Genomic DNA, 23,160 nt, shown 5'->3' on the forward strand with positions numbered 1-23,160 from the left:
TCGCGGGGGGTGGCTGGGATCGGACGGTGCGCCGGATACTGGGCGCATGGACGACGGACCCGGCCCACTCGGCGACTTCCTGCAGGCCAGACGGGCGCTGCTGCGTCCGCAGGACGTCGGGCTGCGCGACCTCGGGCCCCGCAGGCGGGTGGCCGGGCTGCGGCGCGAGGAACTGGCCCAGCTGGCGGGCGTCAGCGTCTCGTACTACACGAGGTTGGAGCAGGGGCTGTCCCGCGGGGCGTCGGCCGAGGTGCTCGAAGCGATCGCCCGCGCACTGCAGCTCGACGACCACGAGCGCGAGCACCTCGACCGGCTCGCCGGGGCCGCCCGCCGCACTCCCCGCGCACGCCGCCCCCGGCCCGAGAAGCTCACCGACGAGACGCGGGACGTCCTGCGCGCCGTGGACGGCGTTCCGGCGCTGGTGCTCGGCCGGCGCACGGACGTGCTGGCGTGGAACGCCCTCGGGCACGCCTTGCTGGCCGGCCACCTGGACTTCCACAGCCCGGACGACCCGGCGGTGCGGCCGAACATGAGCCGGCTGGTGTTCCTGGACCCGCACTGCCGGGAGCTGTACGCGGACTGGCGGCTCAAGGCCCGGGCGGTGGTCGGCAACCTGCGGATCACCGTCGGCAAGCACCCGGAGGACCCGCTGCTCGCGGAGCTGATCGGCGAGCTGACGATGAAGAGCCCGGAGTTCGTCGCCCTCTGGGGCGACCACAGCGTGGAACCCTGCGACGCCACGTCCTACGAGCTGCACCACCCCGTCGTGGGCACGGTGCACGTGACGCAGCAGACCCTGTCGATCGCCCGCTCGCCGGAACAGGTGCTGATCCTCTGCACGACCCCCGCCGGCTCGCCCTCCGAGGAGGCTCTCGCACTGCTCCGACAGACGAGCGGTCGTCCCGACGCGCGTCGGGACGACCGCTTCGCGTGGCACTAGCGCTTGTTGACCTTCAGGACGACCGTCGTCGACGACGGGGCGTGGTTGGCGTCGCCGTCGTAGACCACGGTCAGCTGCCACCGGCCCACGCCGAGTGCGGCGGTGTCGATGGAGACGGTCGCACGTCCGTTCACCAGGGTGGCGCGACCCACTTCCAGGTCACCGCCGGAGATGATCCGGACGGCTCCCGTCCGGGCGTGGGGGTCACCCTTGACCTCGACCCGGGCGAACGCGTCGCCGCCGAGCCTGACCGCGTCCCGGCTGAGGGTGGCGGTCGTGGTGCTCGGGTCGAGCGTCTCCCGCGGCACGGAGATCGTGTTGACCTGCTCGACGAGGCCCGCGTGGTCGACGGCCCGGTACCGCACCGTCGTGGCGACGTCGCCGAAGGTCAACGGCGAGGTGTACGTCGTCCAGGCCGAGTCGCCCACCTGGTACTCGACCCGCGCGACGCCGGAGGTGTCGTCCGCGGCCACGACGGACACCGACCGCGCCGTGCCGTTCCACGAAGCACGGCTGACCGGCGCCTGCGTGTCGACGTTGACGTCCCGGGTCACGAGGCTCGACACGTTCCCGGTGATGTCCGTCGCCGTGGCCTGCACGGTGTGCCTGCCGTCGGTCAACGTCACCACGTCGGTGGTGCGCCACGCGCCGTCCACGGCCATCTCGGTGGACTGCACGCCGTTCTCGTCGGCGGCCGTGGCCTTCACCTCGACCGGAACCGTGAACCAGTCGCCGGTCGGCGACGCGGGCGTCGTGCTCAGCGACACCGTCGGGTCGAGGCTGTCGGTCACGATCACCGTCACCCTGGCGCGGACCACCTGGCCCGCCAACGTGCCCTCGACCTGGAACGAACCCCACGACCCGTACTGCGACGGGTCCACGTCGGCCCAGGACACCGGGGTCGCCCGGGTCGAGCCGTCCGCGTAGGTCACGTCCACGGTGGACGGCAGCGACGGAGCCACCCCCTCACGGGTCCGCACCGACACCGACGCGACCGACCTGGCCAGCAGGTTCGGCTGCATCGCCGCACGCAGCGCGTCCAGCTCGGCCTGGCTGATCGGGATGACCGTGCCGTGCCGCGGGCTGCGCGGCAGCGCCGAGTCCGGGACCGCCGTCCACACACCGGAGGCGATGTCGTCGGTCTGGAACGCCAGGTACCCCTGACCGCCGTGGTAGCTCGGCTGGTCGATCAGCATGTGCCAGCGGCCGGGCACCACGTTGTCGCGGAACACCGTCGGACCCTCGCCGCCGGTGAACGTCCCGCCCCACGGGTTGGGCTGGCCGACGCCGATCCGCTCGCGGACCAGGGACCACGGCGCGGACGTCGTGGTCGGCAGCGTCCCGGTGACCGGGGCCATCAGGTCGGTCGACTTCTCCTGCCGGACCGTCATGGACGCCTCGTCCTTGATGAACCGGTAGAACGTGTCGCCGTCGCGCACCACGGTCGCGTCGATCATGCCGAGACCGGTGCCCCGCTTGACGTCGACCCACGGCCGCGCCTCGCTGAACGTGCGGAAGTCGCGCGTGGTCGCGTACATCATCCGGTTGTAGGAGGTCCGGAAGTCGCGGGTGGCGACGTCGGTCGTCGGGTAGAGGTTCGACGCCCAGTAGACGACGTAGTTGCCCGACGCCTCGTCGTAGAACGCCTCGGGCGCCCAGGTGTTGCCCGCGAAGTCCGACGACACCTTGATCATCCGCTGCTCCGACCAGTGCACCAGGTCGGTGGACTCCCACACCATCAGGTGCTTGCTGCCGGACTCCTGCGCCTCGCTGAAGTTGTTGCCGCCGAAGATCTTCAGGTCGGTCGCCAGCAGGTAGAACTTGTCGCCCTCGTGCGACCGGATGAGGAACGGGTCGCGCAGGCCCCGCTCCCCCATGGTCGAGGTGAGCACTGGGCGGCCGTTGTTCAGCTCGTCCCAGGACCGCGGGTCGTTGCCCTTCGACGCGGCGAAGTAGATCTTCTCGCCGTCGTCGGTGCTCTCACCGACGAAGTACGGGAAGAAGTACGCCTCGTGGCTCGCGGTGGCGGGCAGCGGGAGCACGGTGACCGGGATCGTGCGGGTCGCCGTGCCGCCGGCCAGCGTGGCGGTGACGGTCAGGTCCACCGTCACCGGCTCGCCGCCGTGCGCGGGCCGGGTGACCTCGCCGGTGTCGGTCACGACGCTCTCGTTGGCCGACTGCCACGCCAGCGTCGCACCGTTGGCGCTGGTCAGGGGAAGGGTGAGGTTCCCCCGCACGCCGTCGGCGTCGGTCAGCGTGACGGCGTCGACCGCGGCCTGCGCGGTCTCTTCCACCGCGTACGAGGCCATCAGGCCAGGTGCGGTCGCGTAGGCGGGCACGGCGGCGAGTCCGCCCGCCAGGAGTGCGGCGCCCAGCAGCGCGAGGGCGGTCCGCTTGCGCATGGCGATCCTCATCCCGATCACCCTCTCCTCGGCTTGGTGATGCGCACGACCAGGCTGGTCTGCGATGGGTTGTGCCCGCCGTCGCCGAGGTAGCGCACGACGAGGGTGTGGTCACCGACGCTCAGGCCGCTGGTGTCGAGCGACACCGTGGCGGTCCCGTTGGTCAAGGTCGCTGATGCCAGGGGCACGGACGACTCCAGGATTCGGATCTCGCCGGTCGGCGTCGTGCCGCCGGACGTGCTGCCGACCTTCACGGTCAGCGGGAGGACGGTGCCCTGCTCGACCCTCGGCTTGGACGGCGTCACCGTCGTCGTGGTCGACTTCAGCTGCGCCTGCTTCGCGGGCACCACGACCGTTCCGGGCTCCTCGACGTTGCCCAGCCGGTCGACCGCGCGGAACTGCACGGCGGTCTCGGCGTTGCCGACCACGACCGGGGCCGCGTACGGCTGCCAGTCGGCCGTGCCGACCCGGGTCTCGATCCGGTCGACCCCGACTCCGGAGTCCGCGGCGCGGACGGCGACGGTGCGCGCGGCGCCGTCCACCGTGGCGTTGGAGACCGGCGCGACGCTGTCGATGCCGAACGTGACGGGACGGATCACGCCGACGTTGCCCGCCGCGTCCACGGCGCGTACTTCCACGGTGTGCTGACCGTCGCCGCTCACCTGCACCTCGGCGTCGGGGCTCGACCACCACGCGCCGCCGTCGACGCGGAACTCGATCCGGTCGAGCCGCCGGTCGTCGGTGGCGGTCGCCGACACGGTGACCGGGTCGCCGTACCAGCCGTTGACGGTCCTGCCCTGCACGGTCACGTCGCCGACGACCGGTGCGACGGCGTCGGTGGTGCGCAGCCGCAGGAACGTGATCGACTGCGCGGGGAAGTCGTAGCCGAAGTCGTTCGACAGCCCGCTGAGCTGCCGGGTCGTGGGCACGACCTTGGTCGGGTCGGCCTTGGTGTTGGTGTCGCCGGGCGCGCCGGTCATCTGGGTGACCTCGCCGTCGGGCAGCACGCCCGCGTCGGCGACCTTGACCCGCGTGCGGACGGTCTCGTCCGAGGTGTTGACCACCTTGGCCACGATGTCGCCGCTGGCCTTGTCCCGGGTGACGACCTGGAACAGCTTCTCGTCCGCGCCGGACTCGTAGGTCATCTGCAGCTCGCCGTTGAGGTACAGCGAGATGGTGTTGCCCGCGACGACGACCTTCACGCGGTAGGTCGCGCCGGTGTCCACGCTGTGGCCCTCGACCGACTTGACCTCGACCGCGCTGCCGCCCGAGGCCTTCTGCAGCACCGACCGGGTGTTGTTCCAGCCGCCGAGGTTCCACCAGTAGAAGTCGTTGGTGGCCTTGGCGCCGAACCCGACGAGGAAGCCCTCGGCGCCGGAGAGCTTCTTGGCGTCGAGTTCGAGGGTGTAGTTCGTCCAGTTCTTCGCGTACGCCTCGTCGATGATGCTGCGGGCGTCGGTGGTCGTGGCGGACGACTGGACGTACTCGCCGTTGGCGACGCCCCAAGTGCCTGCGGTCGGGTTCCACTGGTCGCCGTTGGTGAAGTCGTCGGAGAACAGCGTCTCACCGTTGGCGTTGGAAGTGACCTTGACGTTGTCGTAGGCGGCGGCGGTGTTCCAGGTGGACAGGAAGATGCCGCCGTTGACGACCGACTGGTTGACGGAGCCGTTGAAGGTGCTCGGCACGACCTCGTCACCGACGTTGTTGCCGAACATCTTCTGCACCTCCCAGTTGGGGGTGTTCCACGACTCGTCGTTGTCGAACCAGATGGCGTCCGGGTTCCACTGCACGTACGACTCGTTGGACAGCAGCGGCGCGTAGGACGCCAGCCGCACCACGTCGGCGTTGCGCTGCAGACCCGTCATGTACGACGCCTCGACCAGGGCGTTGCGGAACGTGTTGCCGCGCGAGGCGTACTCGCCCAGGAACACCTTGGGGCCGTTGCGGTCGTAGCTGTCGTAGCGGTGGTTGTTCAGCAGGAACCAGTCGGGGTCGTTGTAGTAGTGCTCGTCGACCATGTCGACGTTCTGGCGGCGGTTGTAGTCCCACAGGGTCTCGAACCGCGCGCCCGCGTCGTCCGGCCCGGAGTTGGAGATGATGGTGATCTCCGGGTGGCGCGCCTCGATGGCGTCCCGGAACGCCGGGAAGTTCGCCTCGAAGGTCGTGGTGTTCTCCTCGTTGCCCAGGCCGATCATCTCCAGCCCGAACGGCTCCGGGTGGCCGAGCGCGGCCCGCTTGGCGCCCCACTCGGTGGTGACGTCGCCGTTGGCGAACTCGATGAGGTCGAGGGTGTCGTCGACCCAGCGGGCGATCACCGCCGGGTCCTTCATCTCGGGGATGGTGCTGCCGCAGCCGTTGGCGCCCACGGACACCACGGGCAGCGGTTCGGCGCCGAGGTCTTCCGCGAACTTGAAGTACTCGAGGTAGCCGATGCCGTAGGTCTGGTTGTAGCCCCAGAAGTTCCAGTTGGTCGGGCGCTCCTCGACCGCGCCGATCGTCTCCTTCCACTGGTAGGTGCGGCGACGGTCGGTGAAGCCGCTCTCCTCGTAGGTGCGGAACGTGCCGACGTTGGTGACGCAGCCGCCGGGGAAGCGCAGGAACGTCGGCTTCATCGCGGCGATCTTCTCGGCCAGGTCCTTGCGGAGCACCGACTTGCCGTTCACCGGGCCGACCCAGCGGTCCTGCGGCATGAGCGAGATCATGTCGAGGCCGACGGTCGAGGCCGCGCCCGCGGTGACGACGAGGCGTGCGGCGTCGGTCGTGGCGGCGCCGGTGAGCGTCACCGGGTACTGCTTCCAGGTGTCCGAGCCGTCCACGGCCACGGCGCCCTCGGCGTAGGTGACGGCGCCGTCCGCGCTGACCAGGCGGATGGCCAGGTCCTGGGCGGTCGTGGTGCGCGCCCACACCGAGGCGTCGTACGTCGCGCCCGCCTTGACCGCGAAGCCGCGGTTGTAGCCGAGGTTGCGCAGGCCGTCGCCGGGACCGTCGGCGACCAGCCGGAAGTGGTTGCGGTTCATGGTGTTGAGCCGGGTGTCGTCGTCGACGACGAGCGCTTGCGGAGCCGTGCCGCCGCCGTTGACGACCTCCCAGCCGGTCATGCCGGTGAAGCTCTCGTTGTCCGAGGAGTTGAACTCGAACGACCGGTTGCGCACCAGCTCGGCGTAGAGGCCGCCGTCCGCGGCGTAGTTGATGTCCTCGTAGAAGATGCCGAACATCGTGTCGCTGATCTGCGCGGCGGCCGCGTCGCCGTCGATGGCCAGCTCGGCGTCGGACGTGCTGACCTGGGAGAGCTTGAAGCGGACCGCGGCGGCCTTGTCGCCGAGCACCAGCGGGCCCGTGCCGCCCGCGTAGCCGGTGCCGTCGGCGTCACGCAGGAAGAGCTCGCCGCCCGCGGCGTCGGTCAGCCGCACGGGCGAGGCCGCGCCGCCGGTCTGGCCGAGCGCGAGGCGGCCGTCCGTGACGACGACCGGGCGGTCGCCCTCGGCGGTGCGCAGGTGGACCGTGCCGTCGGCCTGGGCGGCCGCGGTGAAGACCAGGGTGGACAGCGGCGGCTCGGGCGAGAGCGCCAGTCCGGCCTCGGTCTCGACCAGGTGGCCGCCCGTGGCGCCCTTGATCGAGAACGTGCCGGCGGGCTGGATGTCCCGGCCCGCGGCCGCGGTGACCCGGAAGTCGTCGAACGCGGCGTCGAGCGCCGTGCCGTCGAGCGCGCCGAACGCGTAGAGGCCGACCTGGGTCGTCCGGAACGCGGCGGTGACCGCCGAGGCGTCCACCCACGCTCCGGAGGCGTCCTTGTACCGGGTGGTGATGGTGTCCCCGACCCGCTGGAGCTGCAGCGCCTCGCCGGTCGAGCCCGGCCGGTCGACGAACCGCTCGGCGCGGAACGCCGCCGCGGTCTCGACGTCGTTCTCGATCGCGATCCCGGACGGGGCCAGGGTGCCCACGAAGGTCAGGCCCGAGCGGACGTAGTTGTCCATGTCCTGCCAGGCGATCAGCCCGGCGCCCTGGTAGGTCTTGGCGACCTGGGCGCGCACGGTCACCTCGGCGGTGAAGTCGCCCGCCGGGATGTCGACCATGAACACGTTACGCGCCGTGTTGACCGCCTGGTAGGTGTCACCGGTCTGGCCGGTGACCCGCAGGGATCCGTCGCGGAGGGTCCAGGCGTTCGGGTCCTCGTTGACGATCCCCCACTCCGGCCGGAGCGTGGTCGAGGCGAAGTCGTCCGTCCAGGTCTCTCCTTCGACGGCCCCCGCGCTGGGGGCGGTCACCGCGGAGAGCGCGACACCGAGGGTGACCGGCAGAGCCGCGGCCACCAGGGCACTGATCCACCGTCGGCCCGGTCTGCCGACCGACCGCTGCGCTGTCGTCATGAGGAGGGCTCCACTCTGAGTTCCACCGCCGTAGGAAATGCCAGCGTTACCACCGGGGAGTGTGAGCGTTAACAGACCTGATCGTCAAGGGAGGTTCACAACGGTGAACCCGGCGCCGATGTGCGAGGTCAGGCGCGGTGCGCAAGGCGGCGAGCACCGCCGCCCGCCGGCAACCTGCCTCATGCTTCCCCAGTCGCCGACACGCGAAGTTTCCCCACTACTGGCTGTTATCGCTAACATTTTCTGCGATCGAAGTCTTGCTGTGCGTGGTGACCGGGGTTACGGTTCGGGCCGCCGCTCCTCCGCCCGAAACCCGGCCGGGCCTGGGAGCACGTTGACCAAGCTCGCAAGGAGGCGATGCATGGCTGTGCGCGCATCTCGTGGCCGGGTAGAGGCCGTCGAGCGGAACCGCCCGATCCGCCGAACCGGCGCGAGACGGCTGTCGACCGTCAAGTAGTCCTTCCCACCGAGCCCGCCCTTTCACGTCCCGGCGGCCGGTGTGCGACGTCCTCCTGGTCGCCGTGCCGCTCGCCGCGATCGTCGCCGCGCCCGCCGTCATCGGCCCCTGGTCGGCGGCACGGCTCCGCACGTCGATCAACCTCTCTCACCGCACTGGAGTGCCTAGTGTCCCCTTCGCTGAGCCGACGAGCTCTGTTGCAGGCAGCGGGTGCGACCGCCGTCGCGTCCGCCCTCCCCGCCGCGGTCGGCGCCGGCACGGCCTCGGCCGCCGTGGTGCCGCCCGTGCGCGGTGACCTCGGTGTCTCGGCCCGCGCGTTCGACCTCGGCCAGGTGCGCCTGACCGCGAGCCGCTGGCTGGACAACCAGAACCGCACGGTGAGCTACCTGCGGTTCGTCGACGTCGAACGGCTGCTCTACAACTTCCGCGCCAACCACCGCCTGTCCACGCAGGGTGCGGCGGCGCTGGGCGGCTGGGAGGCGCCGGACTTCGAGTTCCGCACGCACAGCCAGGGGCACTTCCTGACCGCGTGGTCGCAGGCGTGGGCCGTGCTGGGCGACACCGTCTGCCGCGACAAGGCCGAGCACATGGTGGCCGAGCTGGCGAAGTGCCAGGCGAACAACGCGGCGGCCGGGTTCAACGCCGGCTACCTGTCGGGGTTCCCGGAGTCCGACTTCACCTCGGTGGAGCAGGGCACGCGCAAGGGCGTGCCGTACTACTGCCTGCACAAGACCCTGGCCGGTCTGCTGGACGTGTGGCGCCACATCGGCAGCACGCAGGCGCGTGACGTCCTGCTGCGGTTCGCCGGCTGGGTGGACTGGCGCACGGCGCGGTTGTCCTACAGCCAGATGCAGGTCACGCTGCGCACCGAGTTCGGTGGCATGAACGAGGTCCTGGCCGACCTGTACCAGCAGACCGGCGACGCGCGCTGGCTGACCGTGGCGCAGCGGTTCGACCACGCGGCCGTGTTCGACCCGTTGGCCGCCAACCAGGACCGGCTCGACGGCCTGCACGCCAACACCCAGGTGCCCAAGTGGGTCGGCGCGGCGCGCGAGTACAAGGCCACCGGCACCACCCGCTACCGCGACATCGCCACCAACGCGTGGAACATCACGGTCGCCGCGCACACGTACGTCATCGGCGGCAACAGCCAGGCCGAGCACTTCCGCGCGCCCAACGCCATCGCCCAGTACCTGCGGCCCGACACGGCGGAGGCGTGCAACACCTACAACATGCTCAAGCTGACCCGTGAGCTGTGGCAGCTGCAACCGGACAACGTCGCGTACTTCGACTACTACGAGCAGGCGCTGCTCAACCACCTCATCGGCCAGCAGGACCCCGCCTCCGCCCACGGGCACGTCTGCTACTTCACCGCGCTCAACCCGGGCGGGCGCCGCGGCCAGGCCGGGCCGGTGGTCGGCGGCGGCAGCTTCAGCACCGACTACGGCACGTTCTGGTGCTGCCAGGGCACCGGCGTCGAGACCAACACCAAGCTGATGGACTCGATCTACTTCCACAACGGCACCACGCTGACGGTGAACCTGTTCATGCCGTCGGTGCTGAACTGGTCGCAGCGCGGCATCACGGTCACCCAGGCGACCAGCTACCCCGCGAGCGACACCACGACCCTCACCGTCACCGGCAACGCGGCCGGTTCGTGGACCATGCGCGTCCGCATCCCGTCCTGGACCGCCGGTGCGACCGTCAGCGTCAACGGCGTCGCTCAGAACGTCACCACCACGCCCGGCAGCTACGCGTCCCTGACCCGGTCGTGGACGTCCGGCGACACCGTCACCGTCCGCCTGCCGATGCGGGTCGTCCTGCGTGCGGCCAACGACGACCCCGGCGTCTCCGCGATCACCTACGGCCCGGTCGTGCTGTCGGGCAACTACGGCAGCACGTCGTTCACCGCCCTGCCCACGCTCGACGCCTCGTCGATCACCCGCACCAGCACCACCGCGCTGGCCTTCACGGCGGTCGCCGACGGCTCCAGGGTGAACCTCGGGCCGTTCTACGACGCCCACGGCCACAACTACACCGTCTACTGGCGCGCTCCCGGCCAAGGCGGCACGACCACCGCCGGCTACCGGCTGGTCAACGCCTCCAGCGGCCTCGTCCTCGGTGTGCAGGACATGTCCACGGCGGACGGCGCTTCCGCGTTGCAGTGGAACGACACCGGCACCCCGGACCACAACTGGGCGCTGGTCGTCGACGGCTCGGCGGTGCGGTTCCGCAACGGCAACAGCGGCAAGGTGCTCGGCGTGCAGGACATGTCGACCGCCGACAACGCCCGCGTGCTCCAGTGGGCCGACACCGGCACCGCGGACCACCGCTGGACGGTCCTGGACAACGGCGACGGCACCCACCGCATCCGCAACGCCAACAGCGCCAAGCTGCTGGGCATCCTCAACGGCTCCACGGCCGCGGGCGCGGTGGCCGTCCAGGACCCGGACAACGGCAGCCCGGACAACCGCTGGCGCTTCGTCCCCAACGGCGCGCGGCGCATCCAGAACCTCAACAGCGGTCTCGTGCTCGGCGTGCGGGACATGTCCACCGCCGACGGCGGCCTGGTCGTGCAGTGGGGCGACAGCGGCACCGCCGACCACCTCTGGACCGCCGTCCCGGACACCGGCGGGTACCTCAAGCTGCGCAACTCGCACAGCGGCAAGCTCCTCGGCGTCGAGAACGCCGCGACCGCCAACGGCTCCCGCGTGCTCCAGTGGGCCGACAACGGCACGAACGACCACCTCTGGCGGCTCCGCTACGGCGCGAACGGCTACTTCCGCATCCAGTGCGCCAACGGCGGTCGCGTCCTCGGCGTCACCGGCGCCTCGTCCACCCCCGGTGCGCAGATCGTCATCTGGGACGACAACGGCACCAACGACCACCTCTGGCGCTTCATCTAGCCACAACCCTCGACTGGTCGGGTGCCGATCCGGCACCCGACCAGTGGACATCAGGTGTCCGGCGTGATGTCCACCCACGACCGGCCGAAAGGTTCGGGACCGTCCGTCACCGCTGACCGTGCGCTCAGTCCTTCGCCCGTGCGGACCGCGGCCGCCGCCCCTTCGCCTGCCCGTCCGGTCAGGGGCACGGGACGTCCCGCGCGCGATCCTGGGCTGGGCGAACGAGGGAGGGGGCGTGGGGCACCAGGAGGATCGCGAGGCGAACCGGGAGAGTCCGCGGCCACCCCTTGCCGTCGAACGGCTCGCGACCGGCGCGTCGGTGCGCGCCGACGGGCCGATGGATCCTCGGACGGTCACCGCGCTGCAGGGCGGAGCCGGTAACCAGGCGGTCAGCTCACTGCTCGGCGCCGAGCTGCGCGGCCGACGTCCGGCTCCTCCGCCGACGGCGCCGCCGGCCACCCCGACGAGGCCGGAGCTCGAGGACGTCCACGTGCCGCCGCCGGCCGCCCCGGTGAAGCCGGTCGCGGTCCCGGACCTCCCGTCGCCCGTTCGGCCCGCGAAGGCGCCGACACCCCCGTCCGCCGTGCGACACGGGATCGGCGACCGACGTCCGACGCAGCCCGCGGCCGTCACCGCACCGCCGGCGGCGGCGGGCGCCCAGCAGGTCGTGGCCGCCGTCGCCGAGGCCGGCGCGGAAGGCCAGACGACGTTGGCTGCCGCGGTCGACGAGCAGCTCGCGCTGATCGAGACGACGGTCGAGGAGCAGCAGGAGACGATCGAGCAGGAGACCACCGGCGAACTCGCGTCCGTGGAAGCCGGGTTCACCGCGGCCGAGGGGCAGGTCACGACCGCCATTTCCGGCGTGCAGCAGCGGATGCGCCAAGCCGGGCAGGTGGAGCGGGCACGGCTGACGGCGTGGTCCGCCGAGGCCGAACGCCGACTCGGCGAGGGCTACGCGACGCGCACCGGGCAGATCCGCGACCTCGGGGCGGCCAAGGGCACCGAGGCCGTCACCGCCGCCAACACGGCCGCCGCCGACACCCGCACGCACGTCGACGACCTCGCCGCGCAGGCCCGCACGCGTGGTGCGCAGCGGGCCGCGTCGCCCGGTGGCGCCGACGCCGAGGCGACCCAGGCCAGGGCGGCGGCCGCGCGCGAGGTCGCCACCGACACCGCCACCCGGATTGCCGAATCGCTCGGCGACACCGTGGCGCAGCTGCGCGACCTCGGGCCCGAGACCCGGTCCCAGCTGGTCGACCAGGCCGACGAGATCGCCGAACGGATCCGCGCTCAGCTGCCGACGATCACCGCCGCGCTCACCCAGACCACCGAAGGCGCCGGCAGCCAACTCGGCCAGGCGATCTCGGCGGGCTGCTCGGCGCTCACCCGGCTCGGCGCCGACGTCGCGGGGCAGCTCGCCGCGATGCGCTCGTCGGTCACGCAGGCGATCCGGGAGCAGGTCGACCTGACCAAGACCTCCGTGCGCGACGCGGGCGCCCAGGCCCTCGCGGCCGGGCAGGCGCAGCACGACCAGGCCGCGCGGGGCGGTGCCACGCTGCTCGACGGCATCCTCGGCGGGATCGCCAACCGCCGCGTCCGGCGCGCCGCCGCCGCACGGCTGGCCGGCGAGCTGAGCGCCAAGGTGCGGCAGGGTTTCGGTGACACCGAGCAGCAGGCGCGGATCGCGCTCGCCGAGATCGCGCAGGCGTTCAGCACGACCGCGGGCGAGGCGCTGGACGCCGTGCGCGCAGCCTCGGGGCAGGCTCGCGAGGAGGCCGCGCGGACCGCGTCCGACGGGCAGGCGAGCGCCGACGGTCAGGCCGCGTCGTTGGCCGAAGAGCTGACCCGGCTCGTCTCCGGCGCGCAGGAGTCCGGCGACCGGACGATCACCGGCGCGTTCGCCGGCCTGGACCGGACGATCGCCGACCTCGACGTCCGGTTCGGGCAGGCGCTCGGCCGGTTCCGCGAGGCGCTGGCCCAGCGTGCCGCGGAGGCGACAGGGCGCGCACAGGCGCCGTTGAGCACGCTCGACGGCCGCATGGACCAAGCGATGCGCGAGGCCGAGGAAGCCACCCGCCGCAGCTGGCTGGAGAACGCGCTGCGCAGCGTGCCGTGGGGCATGATCGCCGGCCTGGTCGTCGGCCTGCTCGTCACCATCGCGGTGGTCGCGCTGCTCGGCACCGGCATCGGCGCGCTGATCCTGGCCGGCGCGCTGGCGGGCGCGCTGTCCGCGGCGGCGACCACGCTCACCGACAACGCCGTGCACGGCCGCGACACCAACTGGTCCGAGCTCGGCAAGCAGATGGTCGTCGGCGCGATCTTCGGCGCCATCGGCGGCGCGGTCGGCGGTGGCGTCACCGGCGCGCTCGGCGCGGCCGTCGAGCGGCAGCTGCTCACCCAGGCGGGCGCGTTGGCCATCGGCAAGGCCGCGAACGTCGTCACCGGCGCGACGCTCGGCATCGTCAACAACGTCGTCGCGGGCCGTCCGTGGCACGAGGGCCTGCTGGTCAACATCGGGATGTCGCTCGCGCTCTCGTACGGGCCGGGCGGGCGGTTCATCGAGAACCTCACCAGCGGCGCCCGCGGTGCGATGGTCGACCGGGGGCACGCGTTCAACGTGACGCCCGCGGAGATCAACGCCTCCTCCGCGCGGATGCAGGCACGGGCGGACGCCATGCCGGACGTCGCCGTCGACGCCGCTGTGCCGCACGAGCAGCCCACCGCGCCAGTGGTCGACGAACGCGCCACCGCGCCAGTGGTCGACGAACGCGCCACCGCGCCGGTGGTCGACGAATCCGCTACAGCGCCGGTGGTCGACGAACGCGCCACCGTGCCGGAGGGCGATCGGCCGACGATCCCCGGTGGTCCGGAGGAGAACCGGCCGCCGAGCACGGCCGACGAGCACGCCGACCTGCCGGTCGAGGACCTGCCGGACGGCACGGTCATGCACGACGAGCACCCGATGACCGAGGCCGACGCGCGCGTGATGTACGACAACGCCCGCCGCGACGCCCCGCACCACGAGGTCGCCGTCTACCGCAACAGCGAGACCGGCGAGTGCATCGTCGTGCAGGGCAACAACGAGTTCGTCGACGCGTACGAGGGGCGCAACCCGGCGATGCGCGAGTTCTTGGAGGGCAGGCCGGGCGGGCCCGGCCGCTGGGAGCTGGTGGAGCACTCGCACCCGGTCGACCCGGCGAGCGGCGTGACGCTGGAGCCGCACCGCTACCCGAGTGGCCGCGGCGGCGACTTCGACGTCGCACGGTCGCAGGCCGAGGCGGGCGGGCAGCCGGTCGAGCAGACGATCGGGATCGTCACCGAGCGCGGCAACGAGACCGTCACCTACGGCTACGACCCGACGAACCCGGAGCCGTACTCGCTGACGTACCCGGACGCCCGCGGGAACCCGGTGACCAAGCGCTTCCGGTCCATGGAGGCGTACGGCGAGTGGTACGAGAACCAGCCGGGCACGGGTGGCGGCACGCCGCACGTCGACGGCGAGCAGACGCCCACGGCCGCCGCGCCGGGTGAACGGGACGGCGGGACCACGACGACCGCTCCGGAGGAGCCGACGATCGCTCCCGCGGAGCCGCCGGCGCGTGCGGCGGCCGACCCGGCCGAGATCGACGCGGGCATCCGCCGGGTCCGCGATCTCCTGGCCGAACCGGAGGTCACGGCCGGGCGGCGCGGCAACCGGGCGTTCGAGCGCGACGTGCAGACCCAGCTGCGCAACCAGGAAGGGCACACGCTGGAGGAGCAGCTCCGAACCGCACGGGCCGACGCGGAAGTCGCGCGCGAGCTGGGCGATCCGGCTCTGATCGAGGAGTCCCGGCAGCGGCTCGACGTGCTGCGCGCCCAGGTCGAGTCGCTGGAAGGACAGCTGCGCCGGATCACCGAGGGCGACCTGCCCGGCGAGCAGGTGGTCGAGGGCCCGGTCGCCGGGGACTCACCCGAGCGAGCCGCCGAACGCGCCCGCGTCGAAGGCTCCGCCGAGGTGCGGGCGAACTTCCGCCGCCGGGTCGCGCCGGACGAGGTGGTCGGCGCTCCGGCCGCCGAGGGCGGCACCGGCCAGACCGGGCACGCGCGTTCGGGCCACGGCTGGTCGGCGCAGATGCAGGCGGACCTCCTGAACCGGCCCGACCGGGTGTTCACCGGCTTGAACAGCGACGGCAGGCCCGTCGACATCTACTATCGCGACAACGGTGACGTGGCGATCACGGTCGCGGGCCGCAAGGAGGAAGTCATCACCGCTTACGGGCCTTCGGATCCGGACGGCACGGGCACCTTCAACGACGTCTCGAAGTGGGCGGGCAAGCCCGGTTACGTGGAGATCAACCCGCGCAACGGCCGTCCCCTCCGTCCCGGGGGCGCCGGTGAGTGACGACCTGATCTTCCGGACGCCGATCCCGGCTCGGCGCTCGTCCGACGAGTGGACCGCGATCGTGGACCGGCTCGTCGGCACGCTGTCGGACGCGCTCGGGGTCACGTTGCGGGTCGAGGGGTGGGACGTCGTCGACGACGTCGCGCTGACGTGCCGGGTGGCGACGACGCGGCCGATCGCCGGTCCGCTGGGGATCGGGCTCACCGCGACGATCGGCTTCGAGGTGATCGAGCGGCGGCCGGTGGTGACCGCGTTCGTGTTCCTCTTCGCCGGGGGGACGAGGCTGGCGTTGCGCGGAGCCGACGAGAGCTACGCGGAACTGGTCTACGGCACGGACGGCTGGCGGCTCGCGGGCTGGGCCGAGGACGAGTACGGCGAGTTCACGGGCCGCCCCGCACCCCGTCACGACGAGTGGTCAGGTCGTCGTCCGTGATGGGACGGACGGCCCTGCAGGGCGTCCCGACCGCGACCACCATCGGCGGGACGTCCCTGCTGACCACGCTGCCGGCCCCGATGACCGAGCCGTAGCCGATGCGGACACCCGGCAGGACGACGACGTTGGAGCCGATCCACACCTTGTCCTCGATGACGATCGGTTCCGAGAACCGCGCGAAGTCCACGCGACGTCCCGGGTGGACAGGGTGTCCCGTTGTCGTGAGCGTGACGTTGGGGGCGATCATGACGCCGTCCCCGATGCGGATCTCGACGTCGTCGACGAACGCGAGGTTGACGTTCCCGAAGAAGTCGTCACCTATGTGGACGTTGCTCCCGAAACCGGCGCTGAACGGCGAAAGCAGCACGGTGCGCTCGCCGACCGAACCGAGGATCGCGACGAGCAGCGCCCTCCGCGCCTCGGCGTCACCCGGCGGGGTGTGGTTGTACTCGAAGATGAGATCGGTTCGTCGCCGCGAAGCCTGGAAAGCCGCCTCGGACTCGGTGTAGACCAGTCCTTGCCGGATCCGGTCCAAGACTTCCTGCTCGTCACTGCCCGGCACGTCGGCGCTCTCCCCCCAGCACGTCGTACCGGGCCGGTCCCTACCGGCTCGGCCGCCATCGGAAGCCACCATCTCACAGCGGTCAACGGAGTTCGACACGCCTCCAGGTGGATCGGGGTCGCCCGCCCGGCCACGCTGGGGCGGACGGGCGACCCGGGCGCTCAGCCGGGCAGGCGGGTGAAGCGCTGGTTGGGGCTGCCGTTGTAGGTGTACTGGGAGATCCGCGCGCCGTCGGCGGTCGACTTCTCCCACACGTCCATGGCCAGGCCGGACTGCCGGTTGACCAGGCTGATCACGTCGCCGCCGTGGTCGACGACGCGCCATTGCTGGCTCGTGGCGCCGGTGTCGGGTTGCTGGGTGATGTCGGCGCCGTTGGCGTTGCCGGAGACCTGGAGGACCAGTCCGCTGTGCCGGGCTTTGACGCGGACGTGGCCGTCACCGGAGTCGATGAACTCGAACTGCTGGTTGGGTCGACCGTTGGCGGTCCACTGGACGAGCCCGGCACCGGACGCGGTGGACGCCACGGTGATGTCGGCCGCTTTGCCGCTGTGCTGCGCGACCAGGCTGTAGGCGGTCGAGGTCGAGCGCAGGGAGGAGGCGAGGCCGATGCCTTGTTCCCGCAGCGCCCCGGCGACGACCTCCGCGATGCGGGCGGCGCCGGCGGCTTCGAAGTGGGTGTGGTCGTTGCAGAAGAACGCGCCGACCGCGCCCTCGTTGTAGTTGCCGTTGTTGGGGCACAGCCGCAGCGTGTTGTACAGCGCGATGCTGCGCTTGTGCAGGTCCACGACCGGCACCTGGTCGGCCTGGCCCTGGGCGATGGTCTCGTTCACGAACCCGCGGCTGGCGACCGCGGTCGAGCCGGAGCAGCGGATCGCCGACACGGGCGTGACGTAGATCGGCTTCACACCGCGGGCCTTGGCCTCACGGCCCATCGTGGCCAGCAGCTCGCGGTAACGGGCCGTGCCCACGTGACGCGGGCAGTTGGGGTCGCCGTCGTTGATGCCGAACTGGATGATCAGCCAGTCGCCCGCCTGCATGCCGCCGGTCGCCAGCATGCCCGCCCAGCGCGAGGCGTAGGTGCGGGGGCTGACCACGCACTCCCCCGCGGCATCCTTGGTGCTCTTGACGTTCGACTCGTACAGCCAGGTCTGGATGCTCCGCCCGCCCACGGCGTTGTTGACGACCGTGACGTCGTCGTTGAACAACCGGTCGAACTCCCGGCCCCAACCGACCGGGCACGTGCTGCCGCCGTTGGCCATGGTCGAGTCGCCGGCCAACCACACCTTGAACGGCGCGACGGCCGCCGCCCCCGAGTCGGCCTGCGGTGCGACGCACGGCGCGGGAGCCGGCGCGGCCTGCGCGGGCACCACCACCGCCGCCATCGCGGCGAAGACGGCAGCCACGACCGCCAAGCACCGGTTCCGTGCGGATGTCCTCATCGATCCTCCAGGTCGGGTCAGGAACTGCTGCGCCGCCGAGTCCGTTCCGGTCGCCGAACGGCGGCCAGGCCGACTGGCCGAGAGGGCGTTTCCCAAGAAATGGTCACGGTGAATTCGAACCGCGGTCAACGGTCGCATCTCGTATGGGAGTTGCCGTCGAACGAATTCGACAGGATCCGCCGCCCGGCTTTGAAGTCCTCAGTGGACTTGGCAGAATCCCGCCCCGACGCGTCACCACCGGCCGTCCCGCCCGCACTGCGGGCACGACCACTGAACGGCAGGATCACCACATGCCCCGCACCGCGTCCCGCGGCCTGATGCACCAGACCGAGCGCTGGTTCGTCCGGCGCGGCGTGCCGACCATGATCGAGGGGTACGGCTTCGTCGCGCACGTGCTGCCCCGGATGCTGCCGACGCTGGCCTTCGTGGCGCTGGCGAGCGTGGCCTGGCTCGGCCTGCTCAAGCCCGCGGGCGCGGAGCGGTGGGTGCTGCTGGGCGGCGTGTTCGCGGTGGCGGTCGGTGTGTGGGCGGCGGTCGGCCTGTTCGTCCGGCGGCTGCCCCGCTTCTCCGGCACGGCTACCGTCGCGATCCTGGTCGCTTACGCGGCGATGCCGGTCGTCGTGCCGCTGACGCAGCTCGCCGTGGACGACGACGTGACGCTGCTCGTGCCCAGCGTCGTCGGGTGGTTCGGGTTCGTCATCTTCTTCGCCGCGGTCTTCGTCGTCACGCTCCTGGCCACCACGTACGGCTTCGGCACGCTGCTGCGCCGGGCGTTGCGGCACACGGCCTACGACCTGCGCAACAGCGTGCACCTGCTGGGCCGCGCGCTGCCGACGATGCTGTTCGTCACCCTGTTCCTGTTCTTCACCGGCGAGCTGTGGCAGGCCATGAACCGGCTCTCCTGGCCGCGACTGGCCCTCGTCGTCGCCCTGTTCGGCGCCGTCACCGTGCTCGCCGCGGCGGCCCGGCTGCGCGACGAGATCGGCCGGGTCGAACAGGACCTCAGCCCACCCGTGCTGTCGGCGGCGTGCGCCGACACCCCGTTGGCCAGGGTGCCGATCGACCAGGTGGCGCCCGACGGGCCGCTGCGGGCAGTGCGCCTGAACGGCCGCCAGTCCCGCAACCTGCTGCTGATGCTGGCGACCCGCCAGCTCGTGCAGGCGGCGGTGGTCGGTGCGGCGTTGTTCGCGTTCTTCCTCGTCCTGGGGCTGATCGTGGTCGTGCCGGAGACCGCGGAACAGTGGATCGGCGCACCGCCGGTGTTCTCGGAGCTGTGGCCCGCGGTGCCGGTGTCCCTGCTGCGCAACGCCACCCTCTTCGCCGCGTTCGGCAGCATGTACTTCGCGGTCACCTCGATGAGCGACGCCGACCACCGCCGCCAGTTCTTCGCCCCGATCATCGACGAGGTCGAACGCACCCTCGCCGTGCGCGCCGTCTACCTGGCCGTGCGCGACAACTGACCGCTCGGGTGATCTGGTTCACACGCTGTCACGACGTCCGCTCCTCCGGTGTCTGGTGCTCGGACCCGGAGTGAGGAGACGCCGTCACTTGGCCTTCTCCGGCTGACCAGACAAGAGAGGGACCAATGAGCACAGCACGGATGAAAGCGGTGCGGTACCACTCCTACGGTGGCAGCGAGGTCTTGGTCCACGAGGAGGTGGACCGGCCGGTGGCGGGTGCGGGCCAGGTCGTGGTGCGGGTGGCCGGCACGTCGTTCAACGACGCGGACGCCGGTCTCCGCGCGGGTTTGCGACGGGACCTGATCCCGCTCGCCCTGCCGCACATCCCGAACCTCGACGTGGCCGGTGTCATCACCGAGATCGGCGCGGGCGTGACCGGCCGGCGCGTCGGGGACGCGGTGGTCGCGCTCCTGCCGCCGACCGTGCCCGGCGCTGCGGCCGAGTACGTCGCCGTGCCCGCCGAGTCGCTGGCCAGCGCTCCCCGCACCGTCGACCTGGCCGATGCCGCGGCCCTGCCTCTGGTCGGGCTGACCGCGTGGCAATCGCTGTTCGAGCACGCCGAGCTGAAACCCGGCCAGCACGTCCTGATCAACGGTGCGGGCAGCGCGGTGGGCGGGTACGCCGTTCAGCTCGCCGTGGGCACCTGTGCCACCGTGACCGCGACCGCCGGCGCACGCAGCCGCGACCGCGTCCGCTCCTACGGCGCGGACCGGATCGTCGACTACACGGAGACCTCTGTCCCTCAGGCACTGGCGGGGCAGCAGTTCGACGTGGTGCTGAACCTGGCGCCTACCAGCCTGGAGGAGAACGTGCGGCTGGTGGACCTCGTCGCGGAGGGCGGTGCGTTCGTCAGCATCACCACGCCTGGCCCGGAAGACGCCGGACGCGGGGTGCGGACGATGCGCGTGTTCGTGCACGGCGACGCCGCGCAGCTCGCCGAACTGGTCGCTCGCGTCGACGCCGGCGAGCTGGCGATCGAGGTCGCCGAGCGGCTGTCACTGGCCGACCTGGCAACGGTCCACGCCCGCGCCTCGGCCCGCTTCGCCCACGTCGCCGAGCTGGCGGCTCGCGTCGAGGGCGGGCATCTGGCCAAGCGGCTGCGTGCCGACCCGACGGCGGTGCACGGCCGACCCGTCGGCGAACCGCTGGCCGGCAAGACCGTCCTGACCCCGTGACCCGGACGTCCGGGGCCGTCGAACAGAATGCGGGCCATGACCGGTGACTCGGCACCAAGCCGATCAGGCCGTGAGGTCCGCGACTACCTGCTCCGGCAGACGAACTCGACCCTCCGCCGGCCCGCCATGTTCGGTGGGGAGATGGCGCTCCGGCTCTACTTCGACGCCTTGGCGTTCGCCGACGGCTGCGAGCAGCTCTGGCGTGAGGACATCGACGCGCTCCGGTCACGGGGCGCCTTCGCTCCGACGGGGGTGACGGGCGCGGTCGAGCACGTGCTCGGCCACCGGGCCGACGACGTCGTGTCGTCGGTCTACGCCGAGATCGCGCACGTCCGCACCTGGCTCGTCCTGGACCAACCGCTGACACCGGCCCGGTACGACCGCCTGCGGGACGCGATCGAACCGTGGTGCGCCCAAGACCGCAGCCACAGCGACGTTCTCGCCGAGTTCGGCCCGCCGTCCGTGCTCCTCGGCGGGTCGAACCCGCTCTACCCGAAGACCTTCGCCTACGGGACCGCGAACCCGGACGACCCGCTCGTCTTCCTCCACCTCTGGAACGGCACCGCACCGGGCTCGGCCACCAGCTGGCCGCCTGATCACGCCGAGCCGCAACTGCTGGCGGCACGCTGCGGCGGCGCGACGTTCAGGGACGGGTTCTCGTTCACCCCGAGAGGCGCCACGGGGAGTCGATCACGGTGAGCACGCGGGCGTCGACATCACGTGCGCCCCGGCAGGACCCGGCCTTCTGCAGGAAGTGCTTCTTCGTCCCCTCGACACCGGAATTATTCCTTCCTGAGCCGTCGTCGACGACATTCGACGCTTATTCGACAAGGTTTGATCTTCAGCTTTCGCCGTATTGGGTGCGCGAAGTGGAAATGGGCGAATGACCGGAGGCGCCGCGTCCGAGGACTCCTCGCCGAACTCCTCGACGCGCCCGCCCGAGTCGCCTGAGCCCGGCTCGGAGTCGCCGTCTCCCGGCCGGGCCCCGCTGTCACCCGGGTCGAAGCGGTGCTGCGACGATGGGCGTCACCGTGCGCCCACCGCGTGCCCGCGGTCCACTGTGGTCATCGGCGGCACCGTCGAGGACCGACCCGGAGGTAACCCGATGAGCGCACGTTTCCAGGAACTCGACTGGCGTCGGACGCCGCTGGGCGAACTCGTCCTGCGGCGCCGTTGGGATCCCGTGTTCGACCGCGAGGTCCACGAGATCAAGCTCAACGACGAGTTCCTGATGTCGAGCCTGTTCACCGTGTCCGAGGTGGAGCTGGCCCGCCTGGCGCTCGCGGACCTGCCCGCGCCGCTGGACGTGGTCGTGGGCGGCCTCGGCCTCGGCTACACCGCGCGGACCGTGTTGGAGAACCAAGCCGTGCGATCGGTGGTGGTCATCGACGCGCTCGGCGAGGTCATCGAGTGGCACCAGCGCGGCCTGCTGCCCGGCGGGCAGGAGCTGGCCTCCGACCCCCGTTGCCGACTGGTGCACGCCGACTTCTTCGCGCTCTCGCGCGGCGACGGCGGTCTCGACCCGGCCGACCCCGACCGCCTGTTCCACGCGATCATCGTCGACATCGACCACTCGCCCCGGCACCTGCTGCACCCGGACAACGCCGACTTCTACGAGCCCGAGGGCCTGCGCCGCCTGGCCGCCCGCCTGCACCCCGGCGGCGTGTTCGCCCTGTGGTCCAACGAGCCGCCGGACGACGACTACACCGCGGCGCTCGCCGACCGGTTCGCCCACGTCCGCGCCGAGGTCGTCCGCTTCGACAATCCGCTGCAACAGCGTGAGGCGACCAGCACCGTCTACTTGGCGAGGACAGCCCACTAGCCCGACTTTCACGGGAATGGAGGTTCCGTCGGCTACGCTGCCGTTCGTGCCCGGACAGACCTGGTCCCCCGATCCCGAGACGCCCGCCATCGAATACCGGCCCGGCCGGTGGCTGTTCATCGGCGGGCTGGCCCTGTTCTTGGTCTTCGGGTTGGCCGCCGTCTTCCCGGACGTCGGGGGTCCGTCAGCTTCGTCGAGAGCGAAGAACATGTCTCCGGCCGCCGCGTCGTTCCTCTTCGGCGCGGTCGCGCTGAGCGGCTTGCTGGTCATGATCGGCTCCGTCCCCCACACGCATCGCTTCGTCGTCGATCAACGTGGACTGTGGTGGCGAGCCGGTCGCAAGTCCGATCTGATCGCGTGGGATGAGTTGCGTGCCGTGCGCGGACGGGAACCGCGGCCGCCGGTCAAGGGCGACCCGAACTCGAAGCCCGTGCTGTCGGCCCTGGTGTTCACCCCCGCGGACGGCCGTTTCGCGACTCGCCACAGCGCGCTGGTGAAGCCCCGGTTGGACGCCGATCCGGAAGTGGAACTGAGACTGCCGAACATCGCCACGGTCCGGCAACTGACCCAGGAGATAGCCAGAGTCCGGCCGGACCTACTTCACTGATTCTGATCGCTGAGGTCGGAATTCACGCGGTTCGAGGAGCACCTTCCGCACTGGCCGGCGACGCGGGCAAGGCGGTGACGGCCATCCAGGCCGCGCGCCGCAGCACGCGCGGCGGCATGGGAACGGGCCGCCGACCGGTGACCCACACCGGCCTTCCGGGTACGTAAGGTTGACCGGTTGGTGCCGGACAAGGGCGGGGTTCGCTGGTG

The 23,160-nt window shown here is 71.5% G+C and carries 13 protein-coding genes; 9 read left to right on the forward strand and 4 right to left on the reverse strand.

What is annotated here, in order from left to right:
- Nucleotides 1-46 precede the first annotated feature (46 nt).
- The gene (locus ADK67_RS32120) at nt 47-940 is read left to right on the forward strand and encodes a helix-turn-helix transcriptional regulator (protein ID WP_082404127.1); all 894 of its coding nucleotides are present in this window, start codon (nt 47-49) and stop codon (nt 938-940) included.
- On the opposite strand, the gene ADK67_RS32125 is transcribed toward ADK67_RS32120, so the two are convergent.
- A complete protein-coding gene (locus ADK67_RS32125) occupies nt 937-3,354 on the reverse strand; it encodes an OmpL47-type beta-barrel domain-containing protein (protein ID WP_157620975.1) in 2,418 nt (805 codons plus the stop codon). The two genes, ADK67_RS32120 and ADK67_RS32125, sit on opposite strands and share 4 nt — an antisense overlap.
- 5 nt (nt 3,355-3,359) lie before the next feature.
- On the reverse strand, nt 3,360-7,709 hold the full coding sequence (locus tag ADK67_RS32130; RefSeq protein ID WP_053720307.1) for an alpha-L-arabinofuranosidase C-terminal domain-containing protein: 4,350 nt from the start codon (nt 7,707-7,709) through the stop codon (nt 3,360-3,362).
- A 624-nt stretch (nt 7,710-8,333) separates the two neighbouring features.
- On the opposite strand from ADK67_RS32130, the gene ADK67_RS32135 reads away from it, so the two are divergent.
- The 3 genes from ADK67_RS32135 to ADK67_RS32145 all read left to right on the forward strand — a co-directional run bounded on the left by ADK67_RS32135 (nt 8,334) and on the right by ADK67_RS32145 (nt 15,886).
- On the forward strand, nt 8,334-11,072 hold the full coding sequence (locus ADK67_RS32135; protein ID WP_197289719.1) for a beta-L-arabinofuranosidase domain-containing protein: 2,739 nt from the start codon (nt 8,334-8,336) through the stop codon (nt 11,070-11,072).
- 235 nt (nt 11,073-11,307) lie between these two features.
- On the forward strand, nt 11,308-15,453 hold the full coding sequence (locus ADK67_RS32140) for a hypothetical protein (protein WP_053720308.1): 4,146 nt from the start codon (nt 11,308-11,310) through the stop codon (nt 15,451-15,453).
- Nucleotides 15,446-15,886, forward strand: coding sequence for a hypothetical protein (locus ADK67_RS32145; RefSeq protein WP_053720309.1), 441 nt, complete (start codon nt 15,446-15,448; stop codon nt 15,884-15,886). The genes ADK67_RS32140 and ADK67_RS32145 overlap by 8 nt, the downstream gene beginning before the upstream one ends.
- Here ADK67_RS32145 and ADK67_RS32150 read toward each other — a convergent pair.
- Both ADK67_RS32150 and ADK67_RS48350 read right to left on the reverse strand, forming a co-directional pair.
- Nucleotides 15,834-16,448: a sugar O-acetyltransferase gene (locus ADK67_RS32150; protein ID WP_053720310.1), complete on the reverse strand. Its 615-nt coding sequence runs from the start codon at nt 16,446-16,448 to the stop codon at nt 15,834-15,836. The genes ADK67_RS32145 and ADK67_RS32150 overlap by 53 nt on opposite strands.
- Before the next feature lie 161 nt (nt 16,449-16,609).
- A complete protein-coding gene (locus ADK67_RS48350; RefSeq protein WP_082404133.1) occupies nt 16,610-17,887 on the reverse strand; it encodes an RICIN domain-containing protein in 1,278 nt (425 codons plus the stop codon).
- A gap of 290 nt (nt 17,888-18,177) precedes the next feature.
- Here ADK67_RS48350 and ADK67_RS32160 point away from each other — a divergent pair, with 290 nt between their 5' ends.
- The 5 genes from ADK67_RS32160 (at nt 18,178) to ADK67_RS32180 (ending at nt 22,951) form a co-directional block, all read left to right on the forward strand.
- Nucleotides 18,178-19,347, forward strand: a complete 1,170-nt coding sequence (locus tag ADK67_RS32160; protein WP_053720311.1) for a hypothetical protein — start codon at nt 18,178-18,180, stop codon at nt 19,345-19,347.
- A gap of 125 nt (nt 19,348-19,472) precedes the next feature.
- Entirely contained in the window at nt 19,473-20,522 is a 1,050-nt protein-coding gene (locus ADK67_RS32165; protein ID WP_331459352.1) for an NADP-dependent oxidoreductase, read from the forward strand.
- A gap of 36 nt (nt 20,523-20,558) precedes the next feature.
- Nucleotides 20,559-21,221 (forward strand): hypothetical protein, encoded by a 663-nt coding sequence (locus ADK67_RS32170; protein ID WP_053720313.1) that lies wholly within the window; start codon nt 20,559-20,561, stop codon nt 21,219-21,221.
- 406 nt (nt 21,222-21,627) lie between these two features.
- On the forward strand, nt 21,628-22,344 hold the full coding sequence (locus ADK67_RS32175; RefSeq protein ID WP_053720314.1) for a spermidine synthase: 717 nt from the start codon (nt 21,628-21,630) through the stop codon (nt 22,342-22,344).
- A gap of 46 nt (nt 22,345-22,390) precedes the next feature.
- Nucleotides 22,391-22,951, forward strand: coding sequence for a hypothetical protein (locus tag ADK67_RS32180; protein ID WP_053720347.1), 561 nt, complete (start codon nt 22,391-22,393; stop codon nt 22,949-22,951).
- Nucleotides 22,952-23,160: the final 209 nt, after the last annotated feature.

This window comes from Saccharothrix sp. NRRL B-16348 (genome assembly GCF_001280085.1).
GTDB lineage: Bacteria > Actinomycetota > Actinomycetes > Mycobacteriales > Pseudonocardiaceae > Actinosynnema.

Bases quoted from the DNA above. Each gene is read 5' to 3' on its own strand.
- ADK67_RS32125 (WP_157620975.1), bottom strand. From the start codon at position 3,354: ATGAGGATCGCCATGCGCAAGCGGACCGCCCTCGCGCTGCTGGGCGCC.
- ADK67_RS32160 (WP_053720311.1), top strand. From the start codon at position 18,178: ATGCCCCGCACCGCGTCCCGCGGCCTGATGCACCAGACCGAGCGCTGG.
- ADK67_RS32120 (WP_082404127.1), top strand. From the start codon at position 47: ATGGACGACGGACCCGGCCCACTCGGCGACTTCCTGCAGGCCAGACGG.
- ADK67_RS32170 (WP_053720313.1), top strand. From the start codon at position 20,559: ATGACCGGTGACTCGGCACCAAGCCGATCAGGCCGTGAGGTCCGCGAC.
- ADK67_RS32165 (WP_331459352.1), top strand. From the start codon at position 19,473: ATGAGCACAGCACGGATGAAAGCGGTGCGGTACCACTCCTACGGTGGC.
- ADK67_RS32175 (WP_053720314.1), top strand. From the start codon at position 21,628: ATGAGCGCACGTTTCCAGGAACTCGACTGGCGTCGGACGCCGCTGGGC.
- ADK67_RS48350 (WP_082404133.1), bottom strand. From the start codon at position 17,887: ATGAGGACATCCGCACGGAACCGGTGCTTGGCGGTCGTGGCTGCCGTC.
- ADK67_RS32130 (WP_053720307.1), bottom strand. From the start codon at position 7,709: ATGACGACAGCGCAGCGGTCGGTCGGCAGACCGGGCCGACGGTGGATC.